Consider the following 20,753-nt stretch of genomic DNA (forward strand, 5'->3'; position numbering starts at 1 on the left):
AACGGATCGGCTTTGTTTTGCAAAGATGCAGAAAATATTTCAGTAAAACATTATCTCACTGAAATATTTTAAGTAAAGTGTATAATTTAGAATTGAGTATGAATAATAAATGATAATAAATAACTTAATTTCAAATATTTACAAATAAATATGAATGAAATATTAAATGTGAATAGTAATAATATCACTGCAAAGGACATTCATGGTAGCAATATTAACCAAGGGAATAATAATGAAATACCTAACGATGGAGAGTCAGATGAGACACAACTTTATAGGCATATAAGTAAAATAGAAACTGATATCGAAAAGATAAATGGAAAAATAAAGCGTAAATGTGTCTTTTTCTGGATATCCGCATTCTCTTTTCTTTTTAGTTTAATTACTATTTGTGGCTTTTTCGTATCAAAAGATACTGTTATAGTAGAAGAATCCATTGTTTTAGTGATTGTCGGAGTACTTGCTACATTTATAGTTGTAGGAAATTATTATCAGGTAGATAGGATTGAAGATAAATTTTCCGATAAACTGAAAGATATAAAAGCTGAAATTCAATATCTTATAGAGAAAAATGAAAAGGTTTTGGACGAAAAGATCAAAGAATATAAGTCCGATCAGTCAATTCCAGTAACACATAGGCTTAATATTAAAATAAATGAAATGGTTGATTCTATAAATCTAATACGATCTACTCCATTTAAAAATAAGGTAGAGATGCAACTATTAATAGATAAGGCCTATAATGCACGAAATTTATATATAAAATATATAGAGGAAAATAGGATTTTTATTGACCTTACTATTGTGTCATATGCTCAAGATATAACAAATGAAGTAAACAGATATATAACTTCTTTACATAGAATTATCCTTTTGCTTCCCAGGCATGAAGAACTAGATAGTGCGATTAAAAATAGCACGGAAATAGAAAATAATGTATTTAATAATAAAATACCAGATTTACAACGTAAAATAGATGATCGGTTTAGAGAAATTTATACTAAATAATATATGAAACGAATTATTTTTATTCTATTATTGGCTTTAATTGCAGGTTATCTTCCGGCACAAAGCCGTTATCAAAAAGGATATACTAAAAAAGACGGTACATATGTACAGGGTCACCGGAAGACAAAGTCGAATAAGACCAATAGGGATAATTATTCTACAAAGTCCAATACTAATCCTTATACGGGAAAGAAAGGAAGCAGGGCTAAGGACTATAGTCCTGAATCTTATAATTACGGTTCGGGAAAGAGTGTAAAAAAAGGTAGCAAGGGAGGAATGTATTATAAGAGTGATAAGGGAAAGAAAACATATGTACCTAAGAGATAGTAGTATGAAGAAATATATTCTATTATTCATTCTGGCTATTTGTTTTATTTTTTATGCCTGTGACTCTAACAGTGATAATCATAGGATATATGAACTAGAGTCAGATATATCCGAATTAGAAAGTAAAATTGGAGTCAACGAATCTGAAATATCTGACCTTCAAGATAAAATCAATGAACTGGAGGAAAAATTCGAAGAATTAGAAAACGAATTAGAATCTACAAAAAACGAATTAGAATTTATGCAATTAAACAGAGGTTTTTAACATGAAGCATATAATATATACGATAGTAATATTTTTTGCATTTACCTCATTCTCTTTTCCTGACTATGAAGAATGCAGTGTTACGGCTTTTTATAGAGCGTCCGATATTCCATATGGAACAAAAGCATTGGATAATTATGACAATATAGTAGAGATAGAAACATTATTAATTCCTGATAAAGAAATAAAAGCAGGAAGATATAAGGTTAGTGTAAAAAGAATAGATAGTAATTTATATCAGGTAGGAGGCACGGACTTATATATAGAAACATCAATGTGCCTTGAATTAGCAATATATGATGATGCCATTCTTAATGTAGTAGATTATATGGGCTATAAAATGGGAACATTAATATTTTTAGAATAATAAAGAATTTAATTACTAATGTAATACATAACAACGTAACTATGAAAAAACAAAAGTTTTTACTGGCATTTATTATGCTTTTGATACTTACATCCTGTGGTTCATCTTTCTCCCGGAAGTCCGCAATGGTTGACCCTGGAATGAAGAAATCTGAAGTTCTTGATATTATGGGAGCTCCCGGTAACAGGCAATTTCAAGGTGATTCGGAGGCATGGCAATATTGTTCCACCGGAATGGGTTCTGATAAGTATTGGGTTATTTGGTTTACCAGAGGTGCAGTTGTTGGAATGACAACTTATAATGGGTATGGTACCGGAGCGTGTTCACAGTTTTATAAACAAATTAATTGGGAAGATAAGCCGGATCAGACGATTGAAATAAGACGGAGATAAAGCAATCAACTAACAACTAACAACCGGGATGAAAAATATGAAAATAAAAGGATGGTTATCTAATATTAGAAACGCAAAACGTTTGTATATAATTAGTCTAATAGATATTACTGTATTAGATATTTTGGGAAATCATTGTTGGAATAATGGTAGTGGTTCCGAAATGAATATAAATAAAGTTATAGATTTAATAAATAGTGAGATTGGGATATATGATACTGATTTAATATATAAAAGAATAGAATATCTAATCGTATTGGATTATATAGAAAAATCACACGATAATGGAATTTGTATCAGTCCTCTTGGAAGATCGATCCTCGCGAATCAGCAGTTGCACATATCATCAAACAGCAGCTTCTTTGCGTATAGTAATTATATATTTATGGGGATTGCTGTGATTATTGCTTTAATCTCTCTTTTTATATCTATGATTTCGATATTGCTTCATAAAATATGACGGAGTATAAATATAATAGAGATGCCAAGGAATGTTATATTTAGGATAAGCAGTACCCTTGCTGCATCAAGTGGCATTAATGCGCTAATCAACAATAATAATATTATAGCAACTATAATGTATATTATTAACCATTTAATAAATAAACGTTTCATATGGTAAATATAATAATTAATTAAAGAGTATTTAAGTAAATATTTTAAATAGTTATATCAGGAAATTCCGCTTCGGCATTAATTTTATCCAGAGGCATAAATGATTCAACCTTGCTTAGCTCTTCCTTTTCGCTCGCAACCATATCGGGAAATGATGATAATCTGGATAGGTTAATATTGCGAATAACAGCATTCCAATACGCTTTGATTACATGATATGGGATAAGATATATGAGATGCAGCCTTTTAAAAGGGATTCTTATATTAATGGATACGACGGTATCATTATAGTTACCTAATTTATCGAACGTTAAAGAGTAGCAGTAATTTTCTGCCTGCGTATCGTAGTCTGACGCTTTAAGGATTATATCATTTATATCGGAAGATTTAGTATTCATGTCATTTTAAAATAATTATATATGAAAAATTTTATTGAGTTAACAGAAAAAGATAATGGGAAAATATTGGTGAATGTATATCATATACTTGATATTAGCATAGACAGGGGAGAAACTATAATATGGACGTCTGTAGTATACGGAACTTCTGCAAAAGTTTTCCATGTTACCGAATCATACGAAGAAGTAAAGAAACTTATTGATAAGTTATAGTCATTCAAAGTCCTCTACTTTTTCAACAGTATATCGCAATACAGGTATCTTGAATAGGTAGTAAGTTATTTGGTGCACATATATAGTATATAATGAGCATCGGGTACGTTTCCTATCTTTATCAAGACGGGTATGAATAATAACTTTTTTGAACATAACAATATAATTTAAAATATGAGTAAAATTCAAGAAATCAGAAATTATTGTGTGTATCTGAATAACGACACCAAACAGTATCAGTTATTATTAGATCGGGAACTGGAACAACTAAGAAGCCAGAACTGGCGTGTCCTTAGTATGTCTACATCATGTTATCATAGGAACGATCTACAACAAGTTGGTCAATACATTAATATCACCTTGCTTGTGGAACAACTCTAACGAATAGTGTTCCGGAGTATAGATTCCTTGCGGGCTTCTAAATACTTATCGGATATGGCCAGTATTATACCGCACAGGTATTTTATGTGATTGGAAGCGTCCGGCCATCTTTCGTATTTCTGGATAAAAGTGATAGCATCCTGCTCTGTAGTCATACGGGTGTATTCATCGTTATCTCCGTATTTTTCAAATAATTTATCTAACTCCGGTAAGTTCATAACAATAATAAATTAAAAAGCAGAAAGCAATGCACATATATGGGATGTACACTGCTTTCAAGGTTAAATAACCAATATCTTTTTTGTAATCCCCATATGATTACGGATACAAATATACAGAAATATTTTCAGTATGAACACAAAAGAAAGATTAATACAGTTTTTATCTTATTTAGGTATAAGTCAAGGCAAATTTGAAGATTCTGTAAATTTATCAACAGGGTTTGTAAACAATGTTGGAGATAGCATTAGAAAAAAATCTTTAGATAAAATAACAGATATATACCCTGAATTGAATACAGCATGGCTTCTTACTGGCCAGGGTGAAATGCTTAAAAGTAGCGCAAATATTAACTCCATAGGCAGGGATATGACGGGTTCCAGCATACAGCAGGGAAATAATAATGTTTATGGAAATAAGGTCAATATAGCTGATCCGGCAGCCAAAAAAATTATAGAAGGAGATCGAATCGAAATAGAAAGAGAAGTCTATGCAGAAGATAAACTCCTACAGGAAATTAATAACCTGAAAACCGAGATTGGGCATTTAAAGGCTACAATTGCAGAGAAAGACAAACGTCTGGAAGATAAGGACAGGACTATAGATGCCCTCAATCGACTAATAGACAATCTTTCTAAAAAATAAAAGGTAGTTTTTGTATGTTAAGAAATAAGGACAAACGTATTTATAACAACAATCATATGGTAAAGTTTTGAGAGTAAATATGTTATTCAACAGATATTAAATAATGGAAGTATCGGTAATACAAAGTAAGAACTTTTAAAATCACAAATTATGATCTTAAATAAAACCAAAGAATGATGAATAGTAACCAAACATAAACCTTATGAAAACATTTTCAATTATTTTCTTATCCTTATTCCTGTCTTCATTCATTGCAGGAGATGCGCACAATGAAGCAAGTAAGGAATCAGAAGCAACCGTATTGATCTGCACCGGTAAATATTCAAAGAGATATCATAATTCCCAGTGTAAAGGGATGAAGGCCTGCAAGGGAGAACAAAAGAAAGTAAGTCTATCGGATGCTAAGAAGATGGGATTAACTCCTTGCGGATATTGTTATAAATAGTATAATTTTGATACTTTGTTGATACCTTAATTGTAAAAGTGGCTTCTGTAATAAAAAAAATAATCTCTTCCTCTCCGCTGAAATAGACAGCTATACGATGTATAGCTGTTTTTTTATTTGGTTTAATTTTAGGACAGTGTCCAAAATATTGTGTAAATGAAAACTACGGGTTGAAAACTTGTAGTTTTTTTATTTACTGATTTTGAATAAAATACTTATTTACGGATAGAATTATATCAATTACACAATAAGGACAAAATTAAATTCCATTATAATAAAGATTTAACTTTGTCCTTGTTGGATTAAGTAACTATGATGCTAAAAAAATAATTATACCCATGAGGATAAGCATAGTTATAACTATAATATTTACACCTTTCCCTTTATTTTTCTTTTCATCTTTCTCATAAGCGGCTTGTGATACTCCAATAATAATTAATATTGCTATACCAACTAAGAATCCTGTCATAGTTTATCATCTGTATTTTTAGCTATAACGGAAAATAATATTTCATGCTTGCCGTGTTAATTTAATGCTGTCTATTATTCTTATTCGTATACAAATGACATACGATTTGTATCCCATTTGTCTCTCTTTGTTATCGTTTCAACATAATCGTCTTTATCAAAAGTATAATCAAACTCGATAGTATAAGAATCATATTTTCCTATACATTCAACTTTAGATACTAAGTTAGGAGAATCTTTACCCCAAAAACCAGCGTAATAAGCAGGCCAAAACAAGTCCATTGTTTCATCTCTGCCAAATAAGTCGCCTAAAAGAAAATAATTCTTTCCTTTGGCTAAATGACTTGACGGTGTAAACTTATACTCTGTTACTTCATTGTCAGAATATTGCCAGGCAGTTAAAATATTCCCATTGTTATCATATTTGATTTCAATTCTAGTATTATTGTCTGAATCGGGATAAGTGACTTTTGTCAAATATCCGTTAGAATACTCACAATTAAATCTATATGGCGAATTATCCAACGGTGTATTACCAGATTCTGCAAAGCTTGCATTATTTAATTGTAATGTTTGATTTATTTCTCCAACAATAGAAACTTTTTTATCTGAATAAGTAATAACAATAGGTTCATCCGCGTCTTCTCCTTCAAATATTATATTACTAAGTTTCCCATTTGTATAACGAAAAGAAAAGCTATCGTAAATATTGTTGTCCGAATCGGACTTTACAACTTTTGATATTCTTTTTCCGTTTGTACCATTGTCTAAATCGTCATCGCTCGAACAAGCATTAAAAGATAGAGTAAAGGCTGCTAATAATAGCATTTCTGTAATAAATTTAATCTGCTTCATAAAATTTGTTTGTTAATCAATTAATTGTTAATAACTAAAATATATTTTTTCCAAATATGCAAGGGATGGGGATAGGTGAATTAGATGTTTCATTCTCACCAGTGGATACTATTTTTCAAAATATTTATCCATTGTTGTATGTACAGCATCCTCTATTATTTTTATAAATTCATCTCTCGTTAAACTTCCAAGTTCATGTTGTACTTGAGGATATGCATTTATTAAAGTTTCTTTAAGTTGAAATAACCCCATTGGTAAAACAAATCCCACTTCTGGATTATTTATACCTAATTCCCTTATTGTTTTTTGTGCAATTTCATCACAGTCAGAAAGAAACTGTTCTTTAAGTTGTCTAATTAATTCGTTTTTCATATAACTTCTTCTGTATTTAAATATTATTTATCATAAATTAGCTAAATTATTTATGACCATATTCTGAAACTGATACTATCAGGTTGATTTAATTGATATATGTTTGTTATTCCAGACATTCTTTCTAATTGTTCAGACATATTATTTACTCTAGCTTCAAATGTGCAAAAGTCTATTGTTTCGCCACTATGAACTTTTACTTTTGTAGAGTTGTACAAATCCCAATCAGTTCTTCCATTAGGTTTCAAGTGTTTCTCAAGATTCAAGACTTCTGCTTTTATTGCTGTTGCAAGCCCCCGAATTGTCGGTGTGATTTGTTGTCCATTTGCTAATAATTCCTGTTGAATTTGGAACATACCGGTGCTAATTTTATATGCACTGACTTTGACAGCTTCTTTTGAACCAAAATTGAATAATCCCATAATTGTAATTTTTGTGTCCTTTCGTTCCCATAAAAGACAGGTTATATAAAATAAAAAACGCAGGAACTATTAATCATATCCATTTAGAGGTATCGCCAAACACCCACACCATAGATAGACAACAGAACCTGCGTCTATATTATATATAACATTAGTATATACAAGATAGAACGCAAGGTTTGTCGCTATTATCCTTATGGTGTTAAAAAATTGGCGATTTTCTAAATGAGGATAATATCTTAAACGCTTTCGTTAATCAATAAGTCCCTTCAATTACCAACACTTTGATATTTGAAATTAGGACAAAGGTAATAAAAGCATATGAGTTACAAATATTTGTTTGACTTGAATTAGCAAACTCTTTTAATTTCTGATTAATTCCTTCTTCTAATTAATTTTTCTGCTTTTACTTCTAGAAAAGATTGTTGTTATACAGTTGTAAATTTTCAATTTTAAGTGAGTCCGAAAACTCTGTATTTCCGCTTGTCTTTTCGTTGACCGATAAATGAATAAAATTTGTGCGTAGGATTATAGTTTTATATCATAGGACAGGCGGGGACATGAATCTATCTAGACCGTAGTCTTAATGTCATATATAAATTTTTACTTTTTGCTTATGGGGAGGGGTAATTTTTGAGATAAGGTTAATATTGTGAATGTATCTTTGCCTTTCCTAAAAATATTCCTTATTTACATTCCCCTTATACAGAGGATAACAGAAAAGAATAAGAAATTTTAGAATCGGGTTTAGTCTAGCAAAAGGACATTTAATGATTTCACTTTTAAATGGAATTAATTTTCGTCTTAAATATTTTGAATTGGAATTATAATCACAATGCAGAGTCCACACTCTATTGTTAAATTTTTTATTTTTTATTTTTTATTTTTATCCTATTTTTCATAACTTTAGATTTTAGCAATATTAAACAAAGGTGTGCCTATCGTGGGTTCCGATAAGCAGAGATAATGATGTCACAGAGGGACTCAACATTGAAAAAATAATAAACAAATTAAACATTTTCAACAATGGAATATTTTCCTGTACTATACTTCGTCTTGTAGATAGGTGTAAATATCCCTTGTATCATTGCCTTCGGTATGTACCACAATACGTTCGGCTATACTGTCCCGGATACCTTTCTTTGCAGCTAGAGTTCAGAAGGATGAGTCTATCCCCGGCGCCGGTATGGGAATCTTTGATGCAACTGTCAAAATACATTCCTGCCTCCGCGTCCTCTCCGGTTACCGTAATCACCGTCACCACCATAATCCTGGTTTTCGCTATCCCGCTGCCTGCCACGTCCCCTGTTGTCCCTGCCTCCTATATTATTGAACCGGTATGCAAACGAAACCATAAAATAGCCAGTCATCGCATTATTTTTCACATCTTCTAAATAATTAGCCGTAACATTCCGCCTGATACTCAGGCGTTGTTGCAGTATATCGTTTATCTGGAGCCGGAGCGACCCTCTGTTCTGTTTCAGAAACTGTTTACTTATCTGGGCGTTCCAGATCAGTTCATTCAGGTTATATCCGGATGACAATCCCCTGTTTGCCGTGTAGTTTATATCTGAAGCGACAGACCAGTAATAAGGTAATGTTAAATTCGTATTGTAAGTCAATCCGAAATTAAAGGTTTCTGTACCTTGTTGATTTACAATTACGGTATTGGATGTCTTGGAATAATTGACGCGTCCCCTGAACTGGCCGTAGAAGAAATCGCTGGAATAGCTCAAATTAAGTTCTTGCGAGGCATTTATCGTTTTGGAAATGTTCCTCTCACTTTGTTTATTCACGGTATTATAGCCTACCTGGTTGTTGTAACCGAGGTTTGCACGTGCACTGAACTTTAGCCGCTTGCTCTTATTCAGAGGCTTTGCGAAATTTATCACCGCATTCGTATTCCATGTCCCGTTCTCATTTATCGGGCTTGAATACTGCACCCCTGTATTCTCTTCATAGGTGGTATAGTTGATTATCTGGTTCTGGGTGAACTGATGGCGGAGGTTTACAGAAAAGGCTTTCTGGCTTTCCCTGTTATTAAACTCGTACTCAAGGGAAATATTATGGTTGAATGCCGGCAGCAGGTCCGGGTTTCCACTGCGTATATGCAAGGGGTTCGTGTTATTCGATGTGGGGTCCAGTTGTGTAACGGAGGGTTGTGTTGTGCTGCCGTTATACCTGAAACGGAGATTCCTCCTTAATTCCCGCGTATTATCAAAACGGTAAGTGAAATCGAGCTGAGGAGCGATGTTCGCGGCAGTCCTCCCGGGCAGCCGGTTCACTATGGAATCATGGCCTGCGCCGTACCAGTCCTCTACATAGCTTTTGCTGCCGGTATGGGTCGGTGCTACCCTTAATCCGATGTTGTAAGTATATTTAGGGCGGACCGACCTGAAGTTTGCCCTGATATTCTGGTTTGTGTTTTTTGTTTCCGAACTTTTATTATAATCGGGGTCTATGTAGGTATAGGCTCCTGTATCTTCTTCATAATCCAGCGTATGCCTTTTATTGTTTGTATTGTTAAATTCTATATTATAAGAAAAATCAAGGAAATTATTAGTCCATACCGGTTCCACATAACTCAACGTTAAACCGTAGGAATATCTCTCCTGGTTCGATTCCACCAACTGGTCCCTGTTTGTATTTCTACCGGGAGACAAGTAGAAGATATTTTCGGAATTATTTGTCCCCGAACCGGAACTTTTGTTGAGGCTGTATGTTGCGCCAAAACTGATCCGCCGCCCTTTATCCGAAAGCTTCCGTGACATATCGAGGCGCAACCGCGTACTAAGCCCGTCTGTCTTCATTCTGTCCTGCGAGTTGCTCTCGTTCACCATCGTAGAGTCTTTGTCTCCTGCAAGCGTCTTTTGATAAGAACTGGAATGTGATTTCGAATAATTATAAGACAGGTTGGGTGTGAATACGATCATGGTTGACGAATCTACCTGATATTCCAGCTTCCCGTCAAAATTAAGGTTGTTGCTGTAATCGCGGTCTGTGGACACGCTTTTCCGGTAAGATACGCTATCTTTGAGCAGGTTTTGCCTGAACCTGTCATTTTCGGCATAGCTGTCGCTGTAATTATAACTGATGTTGCCCCCGAACTTGATCTTATCATTCACTATCTTGGCTATGTTCACTCCGAAGGTATTTGAGCTCGTTATCCCGCTCCTTCCACTTCGTCCCCGACCCGAACGGACATTATTTCCTCTGTCCGACGATCCCTGGTTATTGATGTTGTTGGCATTGGCGATGAATGAAACCTGGTCGTTCTCCAGGAAGCGGTTGACCATTACGTTTTCGGTATAGCGCATACCATCATCCTTATTATTCCGCGTCAAAGCGCCCAGTCCGGACGTAACATTACCCATCCAGCCTTTCTTCATGCCTTTTTTAATCGTAAGATTTATAATTGTCTCTTCGTCTCCATCGTCAATTCCGGTTAATATGGCCATATCGGACTTTTTCTCTATCACCTGTACTTTATCCACAATATCCGCCGTGAGGTTTTTGGTTGCCATTTTAGGGTCGTCCCCGAAAAATTCCTTTCCGTCGACAAACACCCGTTTTACCTGTTTCCCATTGGGCTTTATTATATTCCCGTCCGCATCGACTTCCATGCCGGGAAGCCTTTTGATAAGGTCTTCCACGACAGCTCCTTCGGCCACTTTAAAAGCACCCGCATTATATTCGAGCGTATCTTCTTTTATTACAAGTTCGGGAGGTTCGGCCATAATGGTTATATCGGACAACATGATATCATTCGTCTTCAGGAAAATGGTATCCAATACCAGTTGCTGCCTGTTAAACCGGTTTTGGGGAATAGCAATGCGTGCGGTATCATAGCCCAGTAATGTTACCTGAAGATTGTATTGTGCAGCCGGAATATTTTTGATAATAAAAATGCCCGACTTATCGGCAGCTTCCCCTTTTACCAGTTTGTTGCCGGAATACAATCCAACGACAGCCATTTCGATCGGCTTATTATCGGTAGAATCTATTATAACCCCTTTTATGGAATAGGTACTCCCTGTGTTTGTCTGGGAAACAGAAGCGACAGGGATAAACAAGAGGAGAATAAAAAAAATGTTCTTCATAGTTATGGTTCTGCATACTTTTTGTATTGATAAGACTGGTTTTGTTTAAAATAGTTTAATCAATGTATAAAAAAGTTTACAGATGGCTTTGTAAATAATCTTATCAGCGGTAACCGGCAAGGCTTTTTATTTAAAATATTACAGATAAAAACACATCATTTGGCAGCCTCTTTTCATTATATTCCGGCATGCGCTTTACCCGTATTAGCTGAGATTGAATGTTCTATTGTTTCCGGTTAGGCGCGATCGGAGACTGCTTATGTTACTTTTTCTCCTGCGAAAAATAGATAAGGAGAGGAGTTAAGTATGAAAGAACAGAACGTTAAAACTCAGTTACTGGTTCGCATAATTTGGGAAAATCTTAATTATCTTTGCCGAATGGAAATAGGTAATGTAGAGATATTCTCTGTCGCTAATATTTTGAGGGCTGCTATATTTTTGGGACTTATACTTGGTGGTATTTTTAGTCTGTACAGAAAGAAAAAAGTATTAGGTATGATTCTCTTGTCACTTGCTTTCATTCCATTTATTTTTACAATGGTGCTTATCTTATTGTATTGGCTTTCTTAGGTGTCCTTATTTTCTTCTGTCTCATCCTTCTATTGAGATTTTAGCTTTGATAATTAATGTTTATGCATACTAAAAGATGATTCATATTTTTTATAATTACTGATGAAAAGATTACTATATATCCTGTCTCTTTTACTAAGCTCTGCGCTGATTATTTATACAGCTTATACAGGAGAGGGGGAGAGTGATACCCGGCCGGAATCATTGACAGGAAAAGTAGTAAGTGTTGCCGACGGTGATACTTTTACCCTGCTGACAGATAATAATGGACGGATGAAAGTTCGTCTCTATGCTATAGATGCGCCCGAACGTGGACAGGATTTCGGAACCAAATCGCGCGAATTCCTGAATGATTTATGCTATGGGAAGACGGTTACTATAGAAAAGAAGGATACAGACCAGTATGGCCGTATCCTGGGCATTGCATTTGTGGATGGTATGAATCTGAATGAAGAAATGGTGCGTAATGGCCTGGCCTGGTATTACAGCCATTATGTGGATGATCCGAAACTCGACGCTCTGGAGCAATCGGCACGCCGTCAGAAGCTGAATATATGGAGTATGAAGAATCCGGTTCATCCTCACGAATTCAGAAAGAACAAAAGGAATAATGGTAAATAAGCAAACTTTATTCATCTGCTGACAGGTTCGTTTTGTGATAAAATGATAGAAAAATAAACATGAATACAGTTTATTTTCTCATATAAATAACTTATATTTGTTGAATGTTGTCGTCTGTTTTGTCAAATAGATAGCTGTTGGCCTTGGTTAGTATATATTCTCGATATAGAAGTTTAATCCTAAAATATCTACAGTATGGCATTCTCAAAGAAACCATGGGCAGAGCCCTACCGCATCAAAGTTGTAGAACCATTGAAAACAACAACACGTGAACATCGTTTAAAATCTATGAAAGAGGCAGGGTGGAATACGTTCCTGCTTCATGCCGATGATGTGTATATAGACTTGCTTACCGATAGCGGTACAAATGCGATGAGCGATATGCAATGGTCGCGTATGATGATAGGTGACGAAGCCTACGCAGGTAGCCGCAGCTATTATTACCTGGAAGAAGTTTGCCGGAAATATTACGGATATAAATATATCCTGCCTACCCATCAGGGACGGGGGGCGGAAAACCTGTTGAGTAAATGTACTATCACTCCCGGACAGTTTGTTGCCGGAAATATGTATTTTACCACTACCCGCCAGCACCAGGAAATTGCAGGGGGTACCTTCGTGGATGTGATTATAGATGAAGCGCACAAGAGTCAGTCGGATCACCCGTTCAAAGGGAATATAGATCTTGATAAGTTCGAAAAACTGATAAATGAAAAAGGTGCCGGAAATATAGCATATATTACAGTGGGAGCTCCCGTAAATATGGCCGGAGGCCAGCCCGTAAGTATGGCTAATATGAAAGCTGTATCCGAACTCGCTCATAAACATGGTATTAAGGTAGTGTTGGATGCAACCCGTAATATAGAAAACGCTTATTTTATTCAGCAACGTGAAGAAGGATATAAAAACAGAGCTGTAGAAGATATTAACCATGAATTTTGTTCGTATAGCGATGCCGCGACAGTAAGCGCCAAGAAAGACCTGTATGTGAATATAGGAGGGTTGGTAATGTGTAATGACCCCGACCTGTTTGACGAACTCCGCAGCCTGATTGTGGTTTACGAAGGTATGCCTACCTATGGAGGACTGGCGGGGCGCGATATGGAAGCAATGGCACAGGGATTGATAGAAGCCGTTCAGGATGATATGATTGCTTCACGTGTAAGGCAGGTAGAATATTTTGGTAATCTGCTAAAAGATGCCGGGATTCCGATTGTATTGCCGATAGGGGGGCACGGCGTATTTCTCGATGCCAGAAAGTTTTACTCCCATATTCCGCAAAGTCAGTTTCCGGCACAGAAACTAGCCGCCGACCTATATATAGAATCGGGAGTGAGAGGTATGGAGCGGGGGATTGTTTCGGCGGGAAGGAACAAGGATACAGGCGATCATTATTATCCTGCGCTGGAACTGGTCCGCCTTACTATTCCCCGGCGTGTATATACACAGGCGCATTTCGATGTGGCGGCGTGGAGCATTATGGAAATGTACAAGAACAGGGAGAAGGCAAGAGGTTTGAAGATGGTGTACGAACCTAAATACCTTCGCTTTTTCCAGGCTCGTTTCGAAGAGCTATAAAAAATAGAAGGGATTTGATGTAATAGTATTTTGATTATAACTTAGAGGAGGTCTGCGACCTTATCTATAGATTAGTAGTGAGAGATTAAACAAAAAAAGCGGATGAATCAATACTCATCCGCTTTTGAATTATATAATCGCCTGCTTATTTAAAAACTAAAACTCTTTCTTCGAGAGATTGAAATTCTTTTGGCGCAGGTTCGCTGGTAGGAGTGCCGAATGGCATTTGAGCGATCAATTTCCATTTAGCATCGATAGAGAAAGACTTAGCTACTTCTTCATCTATTATAGGGTTGTAGTGTTGCAGCGATGCACCGAATCCGGCTTCTTCAAGCATTGTCCAGATGGTGAACTGGTGCATAGCCGATGTATGTTGCGACCATACAGGGAAGTTATCACTGTAAGAAGGAAATGCTTTTTGTAATCCTTCCACTACGCTCTGGTCTTCGTAGAACAGGACTGTGCCGTAGCCGGCAGCAAAGGCATTATTTATTTTTGCTTCTGTCGAAGGAAACGCGTCGGCAGGAACCATTTTTTTCAATACTTTCTTTACGATATTCCACAATTTCTTATGATTGTCGTTCAGCAAAAGAACTACTCTGGTCGATTGAGAGTTGAATGCTGACGGAACATTTAATACTGCAAAATCAATGATTGCTTTTATCTCATCATTCGATACAGGGCTTTTGTCACTGATGCTGTAATAAGTCCGACGTCCTTCGATTGCTTTTTTCAAATTCTTCATAATGCGTCTGTTTTTGTGTATCACTATTATAGTTTATTTGACTATTTAACATTGAAGTAAGCTTAAAAGTTTTAGCAGAAAGTATAAAAATAATAATAGATATCCTTATAAATATTTATATAAATAATGCGAATCAGTATTTAGACAGGTGATCGTAGGAATGAAGCACTGGCCTTTTGCTTGCTTTTGGGCAATGCCAAAAATAAAGACAATCCCGGGAGGGCGTGGGGGCGTAAGAGGAATGAGCTAAAAGCTTCCGGAAATAGATAAGGAGAGGGGTTATACATAAAAGAACAGGAGGCTAAAACCCAGCTGATACAGGAAAGACGCATGCCGGAATATAAAGAAAAGAGGCAGCCGGATGGTGTGTTTTTATCTGTAATATTTTATTAACTAGCGTGATAAAAAGCCCTGCGAATTTAAAATTAAGCCTAATGCTTATAAAAGTGATAAAAAGGGCTGCGACCATATCCAAGTATTTCGTACATTTGTGACTCAATTTAATATTTAACATATGTCGTTTTCAGGAGTAATTTTCGATTTTAACGGGACATTGTTTTGGGATACCAAATTGCATAACAAAGCATGGGATATTTTCCTGACAAAGCATGACTTATATCTTTCCGATGAAGATAAATTTTCAAAAATGCACGGGAAAAATAACCGGGATTTGTTCATCTCTATTTTTGGAGGGCAACTTTCCGATCATCAGATAATCGATTATACAATGGAAAAAGAACTGCTCTATCAGGAATTATGTTTAAAAACAAACATGCATCTGGCTCCCGGGGTTACCGGTTTTCTCGATTTCCTGAAAGATGAAAATATTCCTTTTACAATAGCAACGGCATCAGGAAAAGAAAATCTTGATTTCTACTTCGAATGCCTGCCGCTCGCCAAATGGTTCGAATATGATAAAGTTGTCTACAATAATGGTAAGATAAAAGGCAAGCCCGATCCTCAGATATACCAGACTGCATTGTCTGTAATAAATAAAAACCCCGGGGAAGTAATTATTTTTGAAGATGCCGTCGCGGGTTTACGGTCGGCAAAAAATGCCCGTGCCGGAAAAATTATCGTAGTCGATTCCAATGATGACGACTATACTGATTGGACCGATTGCCAGATTATTAAGAGTTTCGATGAAGTAGACAGGACACAATTCAAGCGTTGATGAAGAGAATACACACCGATATATGCCCTGTTTGCGGAAGTAACGAACTGGTTCCGTATCTGTCCTGTAAAGATTATCTGACAACACAGGAAGTCTTTGATATTTACCAGTGTAAAACTTGTGGTTTTGCGCTTACGCAGGATTTCCCTGCCGAAGACGAAATCGGCCCTTATTATGATGCCCCGGAATACATCTCCCATTCCGATACGCACAGGGGGATTATAAATACCTTGTATCACTGGGCCAGGAAGATGGCTTTGAAATCCAAATCGAAAATAGTAGGCCGCTATGCTTCTAAAAGAACGGGAATGCTCCTTGATATCGGTTCAGGTACAGGCTATTTCCTGAATAAGATGAAAGAAGAAAAGTGGATTGTGACGGGTATCGAAAAATCGGAGTTTGCACGTAAGTATGCAAAGCAGAAGTTCGATATCGATTGCCAGAGTTCCGATTATCTGTACAAGGTTTGCGAAAAAACAAAAGATGTCATCACCATGTGGCACGTACTTGAACATATGGAGCATCTGAACCGTGTGATGGGACATCTTTCCGCGACATTGAAAGACGACGGGGTGGTTATCATCGCATTGCCTAACAAAAGTTCCTTCGATGCCGCTCATTATAAAGAGCACTGGGCGGCTTATGACGTACCGCGGCATCTTTGGCATTTCTCGCCGTCCGATTTCGGGCGTCTGGCAAAAAAGCATCATTTCGAACTGGTAGATGTGAAGCCGATGTATTTCGATGCTTTTTATATTTCTATGTTGAGTGAGAAGAGTAAGGGCACTTTTCTGGCCACTATAGTAGGACTGGCAAAAGGAGGAATATTCTTCCTGCGCACACTGGCCGATAAGAAAAGAAGCAGCTCGCTGATTTATATACTGAAGAAAAACAATAAAAAATAAATTAGGATGATAAAAAAAGAACAATCATTAGCCGGGAAAATAGTACCGCATATTATTGCAATTGTAGCTTTTTTGGCAATAACGATGATTTATTTCAGTCCGTTGATGGAAGGTAAGGTTTTGTCGCAGAACGACGTGATGCACTATACCGGGGGCTCACAGGAATTACGCGAATATTATAACAATGAAGGGGAATCGTCCGCGTGGACCGGCTCTATGTTCTCGGGTATGCCTGCCTACCAGATAGGGATCTGGGGAGGTAGTCCCAACTTTCTCGATTATCTAGAATATCCCCTGAAAGCTTTGGGTGGAAATTCAGCCGGGCCTGTATTTGCAGGGATGCTGATGGCTTACATCTTATTCTGCCTGATGGGTTTCAAACCCGGATTTTCCATACTTGGGGCGATCGCCTATTCACTATCATCCTATAATATCGTCATACTCGAAGCCGGACATGTTACCAAAGCGTGGGCAATAGCTTATATGCCGCTGATCGTGGCGGGAATAATGGTATTGTTCCGGAAGAAAATACTTCTCGGAGGTTTTCTTGTCGCCTTGGGACTGGCATTGCAGATTAAAAGCAATCACTTGCAGATAACTTATTATACGGGCATTCTCTGTGCAATTCTGTTCATCGTGTTTGCTGTGCAGATGATTTCAGAGAAAGACATAAAATCTTTGCTAAAAGCTTCGGGAGCAATGGCGGTTGCTCTGGTACTCGCTGCTCTGTGCAATATGGGCAGTATCTATGCCAATATGGAAATGGCAAGGGAAAGTACACGTGGAAAATCGGAGCTTACCGCAGCGGCATCTTCTTCCGGAGAAAAACAATCTACAGGGCTCGACAAAGACTATGTTTTTGCATGGAGTTACGGGAAAGCCGAGACTTTCACCCTGATGATACCGAATATGTATGGAGGTGTATCCGGCGGTACATTGGACCAGTCTTCGAATTTGTATAAGGAAATGGTGAAACAGGGTGCGCAGGTAGACCCTAAAGGAATAAAGGCCTATACATACTGGGGTGCGCAGCCATTTACTCAGGGTGCCGTATATTTCGGGGTGATTATATGTTTCCTTTTCGTACTGGGGATGATTGTTATCCGCAGCAAGGTAAAGTGGGGACTGCTGATTGCCACAGTATTCTTTATTTTTCTCGCATGGGGTAAGAATATGGAATGGTTCAATGATCTGTTCTTCTACCATTTTCCTCTATACAGTAAGTTCAGGGCAGTATCTACGGCTTTGGTTATTCCGGCCCTCACGATGGTGATAATTGCCGTATGGGGACTGAAAGAGTTTTTTACGGCCGACATTAATAAGGACAAACTCAAGAAAGCGCTTTACATCTCTCTTGGTATAATAGGCGGGTTGTGCCTGTTCTTTTGGGTTGTCCCGGGCTTCTTCTTCAATTTTATATCGGAAACCGATGCGGCATGGCGCGCGCAGATGCCCGACTGGTATTATAATGCGCTGCTTGCCGACCGTGAAGACTTATTATCGGCAGACGCATTGCGTTCACTGATATTTGTATTGCTGGCAGGTACGGTGCTGTTTTTCTCACTGCGGACAAAAATGGAAAAACAAAAGCTGGCGCTATATGGATCTATAGCTATCATCTTACTGGTATTGACAGACCTTTGGGGTGTGGATAAACGTTATCTGGACGAATCTAATTTTGTAAACAAAAGCACATACGAAACCCAGAATTTTCCTCAGTCGACTGCCGATAAGATTATCCTGCAGGATAAGCATCCATCGTACAGGGTATTGAATCTCGGTAATACATTCGAAGACGCCAATACGTCTTACTATCATAAATCGATAGGCGGTTATCACGCGGCCAAGTTGAAACGCTATCAGGAATTGATAGAAGCGCGCCTCGGTAGTGAAGTCGGTTTTATCCAGCAGAAAGCGAGTGCGTTATTTCAGCAGGAGGTTGCCAAGCTTCAACAGGGACAGGGTAGTCCCGAGAGCATCAGCCGGGCTATGCAGGATAGTGTGTCACCTCTATTTGCTGCCACAACTTCACTGAATATGCTGAATGCCAAATATGTGATATATCATCCGGAACTGGCGCCGATAGTGAATCCGTACGCCTTGGGCGCGGCATGGTTTGTACCTGCGTATAAGTTTGTAAATAATGCCGATGAAGAAATTGCCGCCCTTAATACGCTTAATCCCCTTGAAATGGCGGTTGTAGATAAACGTTTCGAACAGGAGTTGTCCGGATTGAATATCATATCCGATTCTGTAGCTACAATTGAAATGACAGAATATAAACCGGATATACTGAAATATAAGACGAAAGCTGCGACCGAACAACTTGCCGTATTATCGGAGGTCTATTTCTCCGACGGCTGGCAGGCGTATATAGACGGTAAGGAAGCGCCGCATTTCCGTGCCGACTGGACACTGAGGGCGATGCGTGTCCCTGCGGGCGAGCATGAAATCGTATTCAGGTTCGAACCTGAGGATTATTACCTGAGCCGCACTGTTGCTACCGCTTCATCTGCAGTTCTGGTATTGCTGCTTATCGGTATGTTGGTAGTGCCTTTTGTCAGGAAAAAACGAGAAGAATAAATATACTCTTGTCATTCTGAACGAAGTAAAGAATCTACAAAACATGAGATTCTTCACTTCGTTCAGAATGACAGAGAAAAACGAGACAGGATGAAATTTTCCGTCATATTTTGTACTTACAACAGGGAGAAGTATATCTACAATGCCCTGAAAAGCATTGCGGAGCAGGATTTTCCATACACGGACTATGAGATAGTCCTGATAAATAATAATAGTACGGATAGAACGGCAAGTGTCTGTGATCTGTTCCGGAAAGATTATCCTCAGGTGGTGTTCCGTTATCTTATTGAGACAAACCAGGGACTGTCATATGCCCGGAACAGAGGTGTGAAGGAGAGTAGGGGAGATGTGCTTGTCTTTGTAGACGATGACGCTACTGTATTCGAGTCATATTTATCCTCTATAAATAATTTTTTTGATGCGCATCCGGAGGTAAATGCCTGCGGAGGCCCTATCGTTCCTGTCTATGAGGTGGAAAAACCGAAATGGCTTTCCCATTATACCGAACAACTTCTTGGTGGTGCGTTGTATGAAGGCGAAAAGGTAAAGCCTTTCAGTAACGGAAAGTATCCCGGAGGAGGAAACTCCGCATTCAGAAAAGAAGTTTTTGAAAAATACGGGCTTTTCAATGTCGAACTCGGACGGAAAGGTACAGGGCTGATCGGAGCGGAAGAAAAAGACCTTTACGACCGGCTTACACGTGGCAGCGAACAATTCTACTACCTGCCGCAGATGGGTATCCATCACTATATACCTGAGAAAAAACTGACCAAAGCACATTTTATAGAACTGACATATTCCATAGGGAAAAGTGAGCGTATCCGCACGAAAGGTGTTTCCCCGAAGGCATACCGGAACAGGGTATTGGCGGAATGCAAGAAATGGATTGCATCACTTGTCCTGTTTGCCGGATACACACTGGCGCTCTCTCCGGGTAAGGGCTGGAAATTACTGCAATTCAGATGGTATGTAAGCAAGGGGTTGCTGAGTAAATGATTTGGAAGCTGTTTGACTTATAACGGAATCAAAACAATTAAAAAGTAAAAACCTCCACTGGCGTGGACTTCCAGTCCGTGTCCTGTTTG

The 20,753-nt window shown here is 37.7% G+C and carries 24 protein-coding genes; 16 read left to right on the forward strand and 8 right to left on the reverse strand.

Translation table 11 applies throughout. The features are described from left to right. The first annotated feature begins 150 nt into the window (after positions 1 to 150). Genes ACYQ3L_RS11640 through ACYQ3L_RS11665 form a run of 6 tightly spaced genes read left to right on the forward strand, consistent with a single transcriptional unit; the run spans position 151 to position 2,819 of the window. Positions 151 to 1,008 (forward strand): hypothetical protein, encoded by an 858-nt coding sequence (locus ACYQ3L_RS11640; RefSeq protein ID WP_380000283.1) that lies wholly within the window; start codon positions 151 to 153, stop codon positions 1,006 to 1,008. 3 nt (positions 1,009 to 1,011) lie between these two features. Then, on the forward strand, positions 1,012 to 1,335 hold the full coding sequence (locus ACYQ3L_RS11645) for a hypothetical protein (RefSeq protein WP_380000285.1): 324 nt from the start codon (positions 1,012 to 1,014) through the stop codon (positions 1,333 to 1,335). Positions 1,336 to 1,339: 4 nt separating this feature from the next. Next, positions 1,340 to 1,600: a hypothetical protein gene (locus ACYQ3L_RS11650; RefSeq protein WP_380000287.1), complete on the forward strand. Its 261-nt coding sequence runs from the start codon at positions 1,340 to 1,342 to the stop codon at positions 1,598 to 1,600. A gap of 1 nt (position 1,601) precedes the next feature. Next, positions 1,602 to 1,967: a hypothetical protein gene (locus tag ACYQ3L_RS11655; RefSeq protein WP_380000289.1), complete on the forward strand. Its 366-nt coding sequence runs from the start codon at positions 1,602 to 1,604 to the stop codon at positions 1,965 to 1,967. Between the two features lie 41 nt (positions 1,968 to 2,008). Next, entirely contained in the window at positions 2,009 to 2,359 is a 351-nt protein-coding gene (locus ACYQ3L_RS11660; protein ID WP_380000291.1) for a hypothetical protein, read from the forward strand. A 37-nt stretch (positions 2,360 to 2,396) separates the two neighbouring features. Then, positions 2,397 to 2,819 carry a hypothetical protein gene (locus ACYQ3L_RS11665; protein ID WP_380000293.1) on the forward strand — a complete coding sequence of 141 codons (423 nt, stop codon included), beginning with the start codon at positions 2,397 to 2,399 and terminating at the stop codon, positions 2,817 to 2,819. A gap of 199 nt (positions 2,820 to 3,018) precedes the next feature. Here the strand turns inward: ACYQ3L_RS11665 and ACYQ3L_RS11670 are convergent, their stop codons facing one another. Beyond that, the gene (locus tag ACYQ3L_RS11670; protein ID WP_380000295.1) at positions 3,019 to 3,372 is read right to left on the reverse strand and encodes a hypothetical protein; all 354 of its coding nucleotides are present in this window, start codon (positions 3,370 to 3,372) and stop codon (positions 3,019 to 3,021) included. Positions 3,373 to 3,393: 21 nt separating this feature from the next. Between ACYQ3L_RS11670 and ACYQ3L_RS11675 the strand changes: the two genes are divergently transcribed. Together ACYQ3L_RS11675 and ACYQ3L_RS11680 are read left to right on the forward strand one after the other, a co-directional pair. Beyond that, complete coding sequence (locus ACYQ3L_RS11675; RefSeq protein ID WP_380000297.1) at positions 3,394 to 3,585, forward strand: hypothetical protein; 192 nt, start codon at positions 3,394 to 3,396, stop codon at positions 3,583 to 3,585. Between the two features lie 174 nt (positions 3,586 to 3,759). After that, positions 3,760 to 3,966: a hypothetical protein gene (locus ACYQ3L_RS11680; protein WP_380000299.1), complete on the forward strand. Its 207-nt coding sequence runs from the start codon at positions 3,760 to 3,762 to the stop codon at positions 3,964 to 3,966. Here ACYQ3L_RS11680 and ACYQ3L_RS11685 read toward each other — a convergent pair. Continuing rightward, positions 3,963 to 4,184, reverse strand: coding sequence for a hypothetical protein (locus tag ACYQ3L_RS11685; protein WP_380000301.1), 222 nt, complete (start codon positions 4,182 to 4,184; stop codon positions 3,963 to 3,965). The two genes, ACYQ3L_RS11680 and ACYQ3L_RS11685, sit on opposite strands and share 4 nt — an antisense overlap. 133 nt (positions 4,185 to 4,317) lie before the next feature. On the opposite strand from ACYQ3L_RS11685, the gene ACYQ3L_RS11690 reads away from it, so the two are divergent. After that, entirely contained in the window at positions 4,318 to 4,830 is a 513-nt protein-coding gene (locus tag ACYQ3L_RS11690; RefSeq protein ID WP_380000303.1) for a hypothetical protein, read from the forward strand. 202 nt (positions 4,831 to 5,032) lie between these two features. Next, on the forward strand, positions 5,033 to 5,275 hold the full coding sequence (locus ACYQ3L_RS11695; protein ID WP_380000305.1) for a hypothetical protein: 243 nt from the start codon (positions 5,033 to 5,035) through the stop codon (positions 5,273 to 5,275). 310 nt (positions 5,276 to 5,585) lie between these two features. Here ACYQ3L_RS11695 and ACYQ3L_RS11700 read toward each other — a convergent pair whose 3' ends face one another. From ACYQ3L_RS11700 to ACYQ3L_RS11720, 5 genes are all read right to left on the reverse strand, one after another. Then, a complete protein-coding gene (locus ACYQ3L_RS11700; RefSeq protein ID WP_380000307.1) occupies positions 5,586 to 5,744 on the reverse strand; it encodes a hypothetical protein in 159 nt (52 codons plus the stop codon). An 80-nt stretch (positions 5,745 to 5,824) separates the two neighbouring features. Beyond that, positions 5,825 to 6,598, reverse strand: coding sequence for a DUF4595 domain-containing protein (locus ACYQ3L_RS11705; protein ID WP_380000309.1), 774 nt, complete (start codon positions 6,596 to 6,598; stop codon positions 5,825 to 5,827). Between the two features lie 108 nt (positions 6,599 to 6,706). Then, on the reverse strand, positions 6,707 to 6,970 hold the full coding sequence (locus ACYQ3L_RS11710) for a hypothetical protein (protein ID WP_380000311.1): 264 nt from the start codon (positions 6,968 to 6,970) through the stop codon (positions 6,707 to 6,709). 50 nt (positions 6,971 to 7,020) lie between these two features. Continuing rightward, positions 7,021 to 7,392 carry a hypothetical protein gene (locus ACYQ3L_RS11715; protein WP_380000313.1) on the reverse strand — a complete coding sequence of 124 codons (372 nt, stop codon included), beginning with the start codon at positions 7,390 to 7,392 and terminating at the stop codon, positions 7,021 to 7,023. 1,208 nt (positions 7,393 to 8,600) lie between these two features. After that, on the reverse strand, positions 8,601 to 11,492 hold the full coding sequence (locus tag ACYQ3L_RS11720) for an outer membrane beta-barrel protein (RefSeq protein ID WP_380000315.1): 2,892 nt from the start codon (positions 11,490 to 11,492) through the stop codon (positions 8,601 to 8,603). Positions 11,493 to 12,164: 672 nt separating this feature from the next. On the opposite strand from ACYQ3L_RS11720, the gene ACYQ3L_RS11725 reads away from it, so the two are divergent. Together ACYQ3L_RS11725 and ACYQ3L_RS11730 are read left to right on the forward strand one after the other, a co-directional pair. Then, on the forward strand, positions 12,165 to 12,683 hold the full coding sequence (locus tag ACYQ3L_RS11725) for a thermonuclease family protein (RefSeq protein WP_380000317.1): 519 nt from the start codon (positions 12,165 to 12,167) through the stop codon (positions 12,681 to 12,683). Positions 12,684 to 12,878: 195 nt separating this feature from the next. Further along, positions 12,879 to 14,261: a tyrosine phenol-lyase gene (locus ACYQ3L_RS11730; RefSeq protein WP_380000319.1), complete on the forward strand. Its 1,383-nt coding sequence runs from the start codon at positions 12,879 to 12,881 to the stop codon at positions 14,259 to 14,261. A 145-nt stretch (positions 14,262 to 14,406) separates the two neighbouring features. On the opposite strand, the gene ACYQ3L_RS11735 is transcribed toward ACYQ3L_RS11730, so the two are convergent. Next, the gene (locus tag ACYQ3L_RS11735; RefSeq protein WP_380000321.1) at positions 14,407 to 15,006 is read right to left on the reverse strand and encodes a nitroreductase family protein; all 600 of its coding nucleotides are present in this window, start codon (positions 15,004 to 15,006) and stop codon (positions 14,407 to 14,409) included. 514 nt (positions 15,007 to 15,520) lie between these two features. On the opposite strand from ACYQ3L_RS11735, the gene ACYQ3L_RS11740 reads away from it, so the two are divergent. The 4 genes from ACYQ3L_RS11740 (at position 15,521) to ACYQ3L_RS11755 (ending at position 20,664) form a co-directional block, all read left to right on the forward strand. After that, complete coding sequence (locus tag ACYQ3L_RS11740) at positions 15,521 to 16,180, forward strand: HAD family hydrolase (protein WP_380000323.1); 660 nt, start codon at positions 15,521 to 15,523, stop codon at positions 16,178 to 16,180. Then, the gene (locus ACYQ3L_RS11745; protein WP_380000325.1) at positions 16,180 to 17,085 is read left to right on the forward strand and encodes a class I SAM-dependent methyltransferase; all 906 of its coding nucleotides are present in this window, start codon (positions 16,180 to 16,182) and stop codon (positions 17,083 to 17,085) included. The genes ACYQ3L_RS11740 and ACYQ3L_RS11745 overlap by 1 nt, the downstream gene beginning before the upstream one ends. A 6-nt stretch (positions 17,086 to 17,091) precedes the next feature. Then, on the forward strand, positions 17,092 to 19,668 hold the full coding sequence (locus tag ACYQ3L_RS11750) for a hypothetical protein (protein WP_380000327.1): 2,577 nt from the start codon (positions 17,092 to 17,094) through the stop codon (positions 19,666 to 19,668). A gap of 90 nt (positions 19,669 to 19,758) precedes the next feature. Continuing rightward, a complete protein-coding gene (locus tag ACYQ3L_RS11755; protein WP_380000329.1) occupies positions 19,759 to 20,664 on the forward strand; it encodes a glycosyltransferase family 2 protein in 906 nt (301 codons plus the stop codon). Positions 20,665 to 20,753: the final 89 nt, after the last annotated feature.

Source organism: Dysgonomonas termitidis (genome assembly GCF_054657735.1).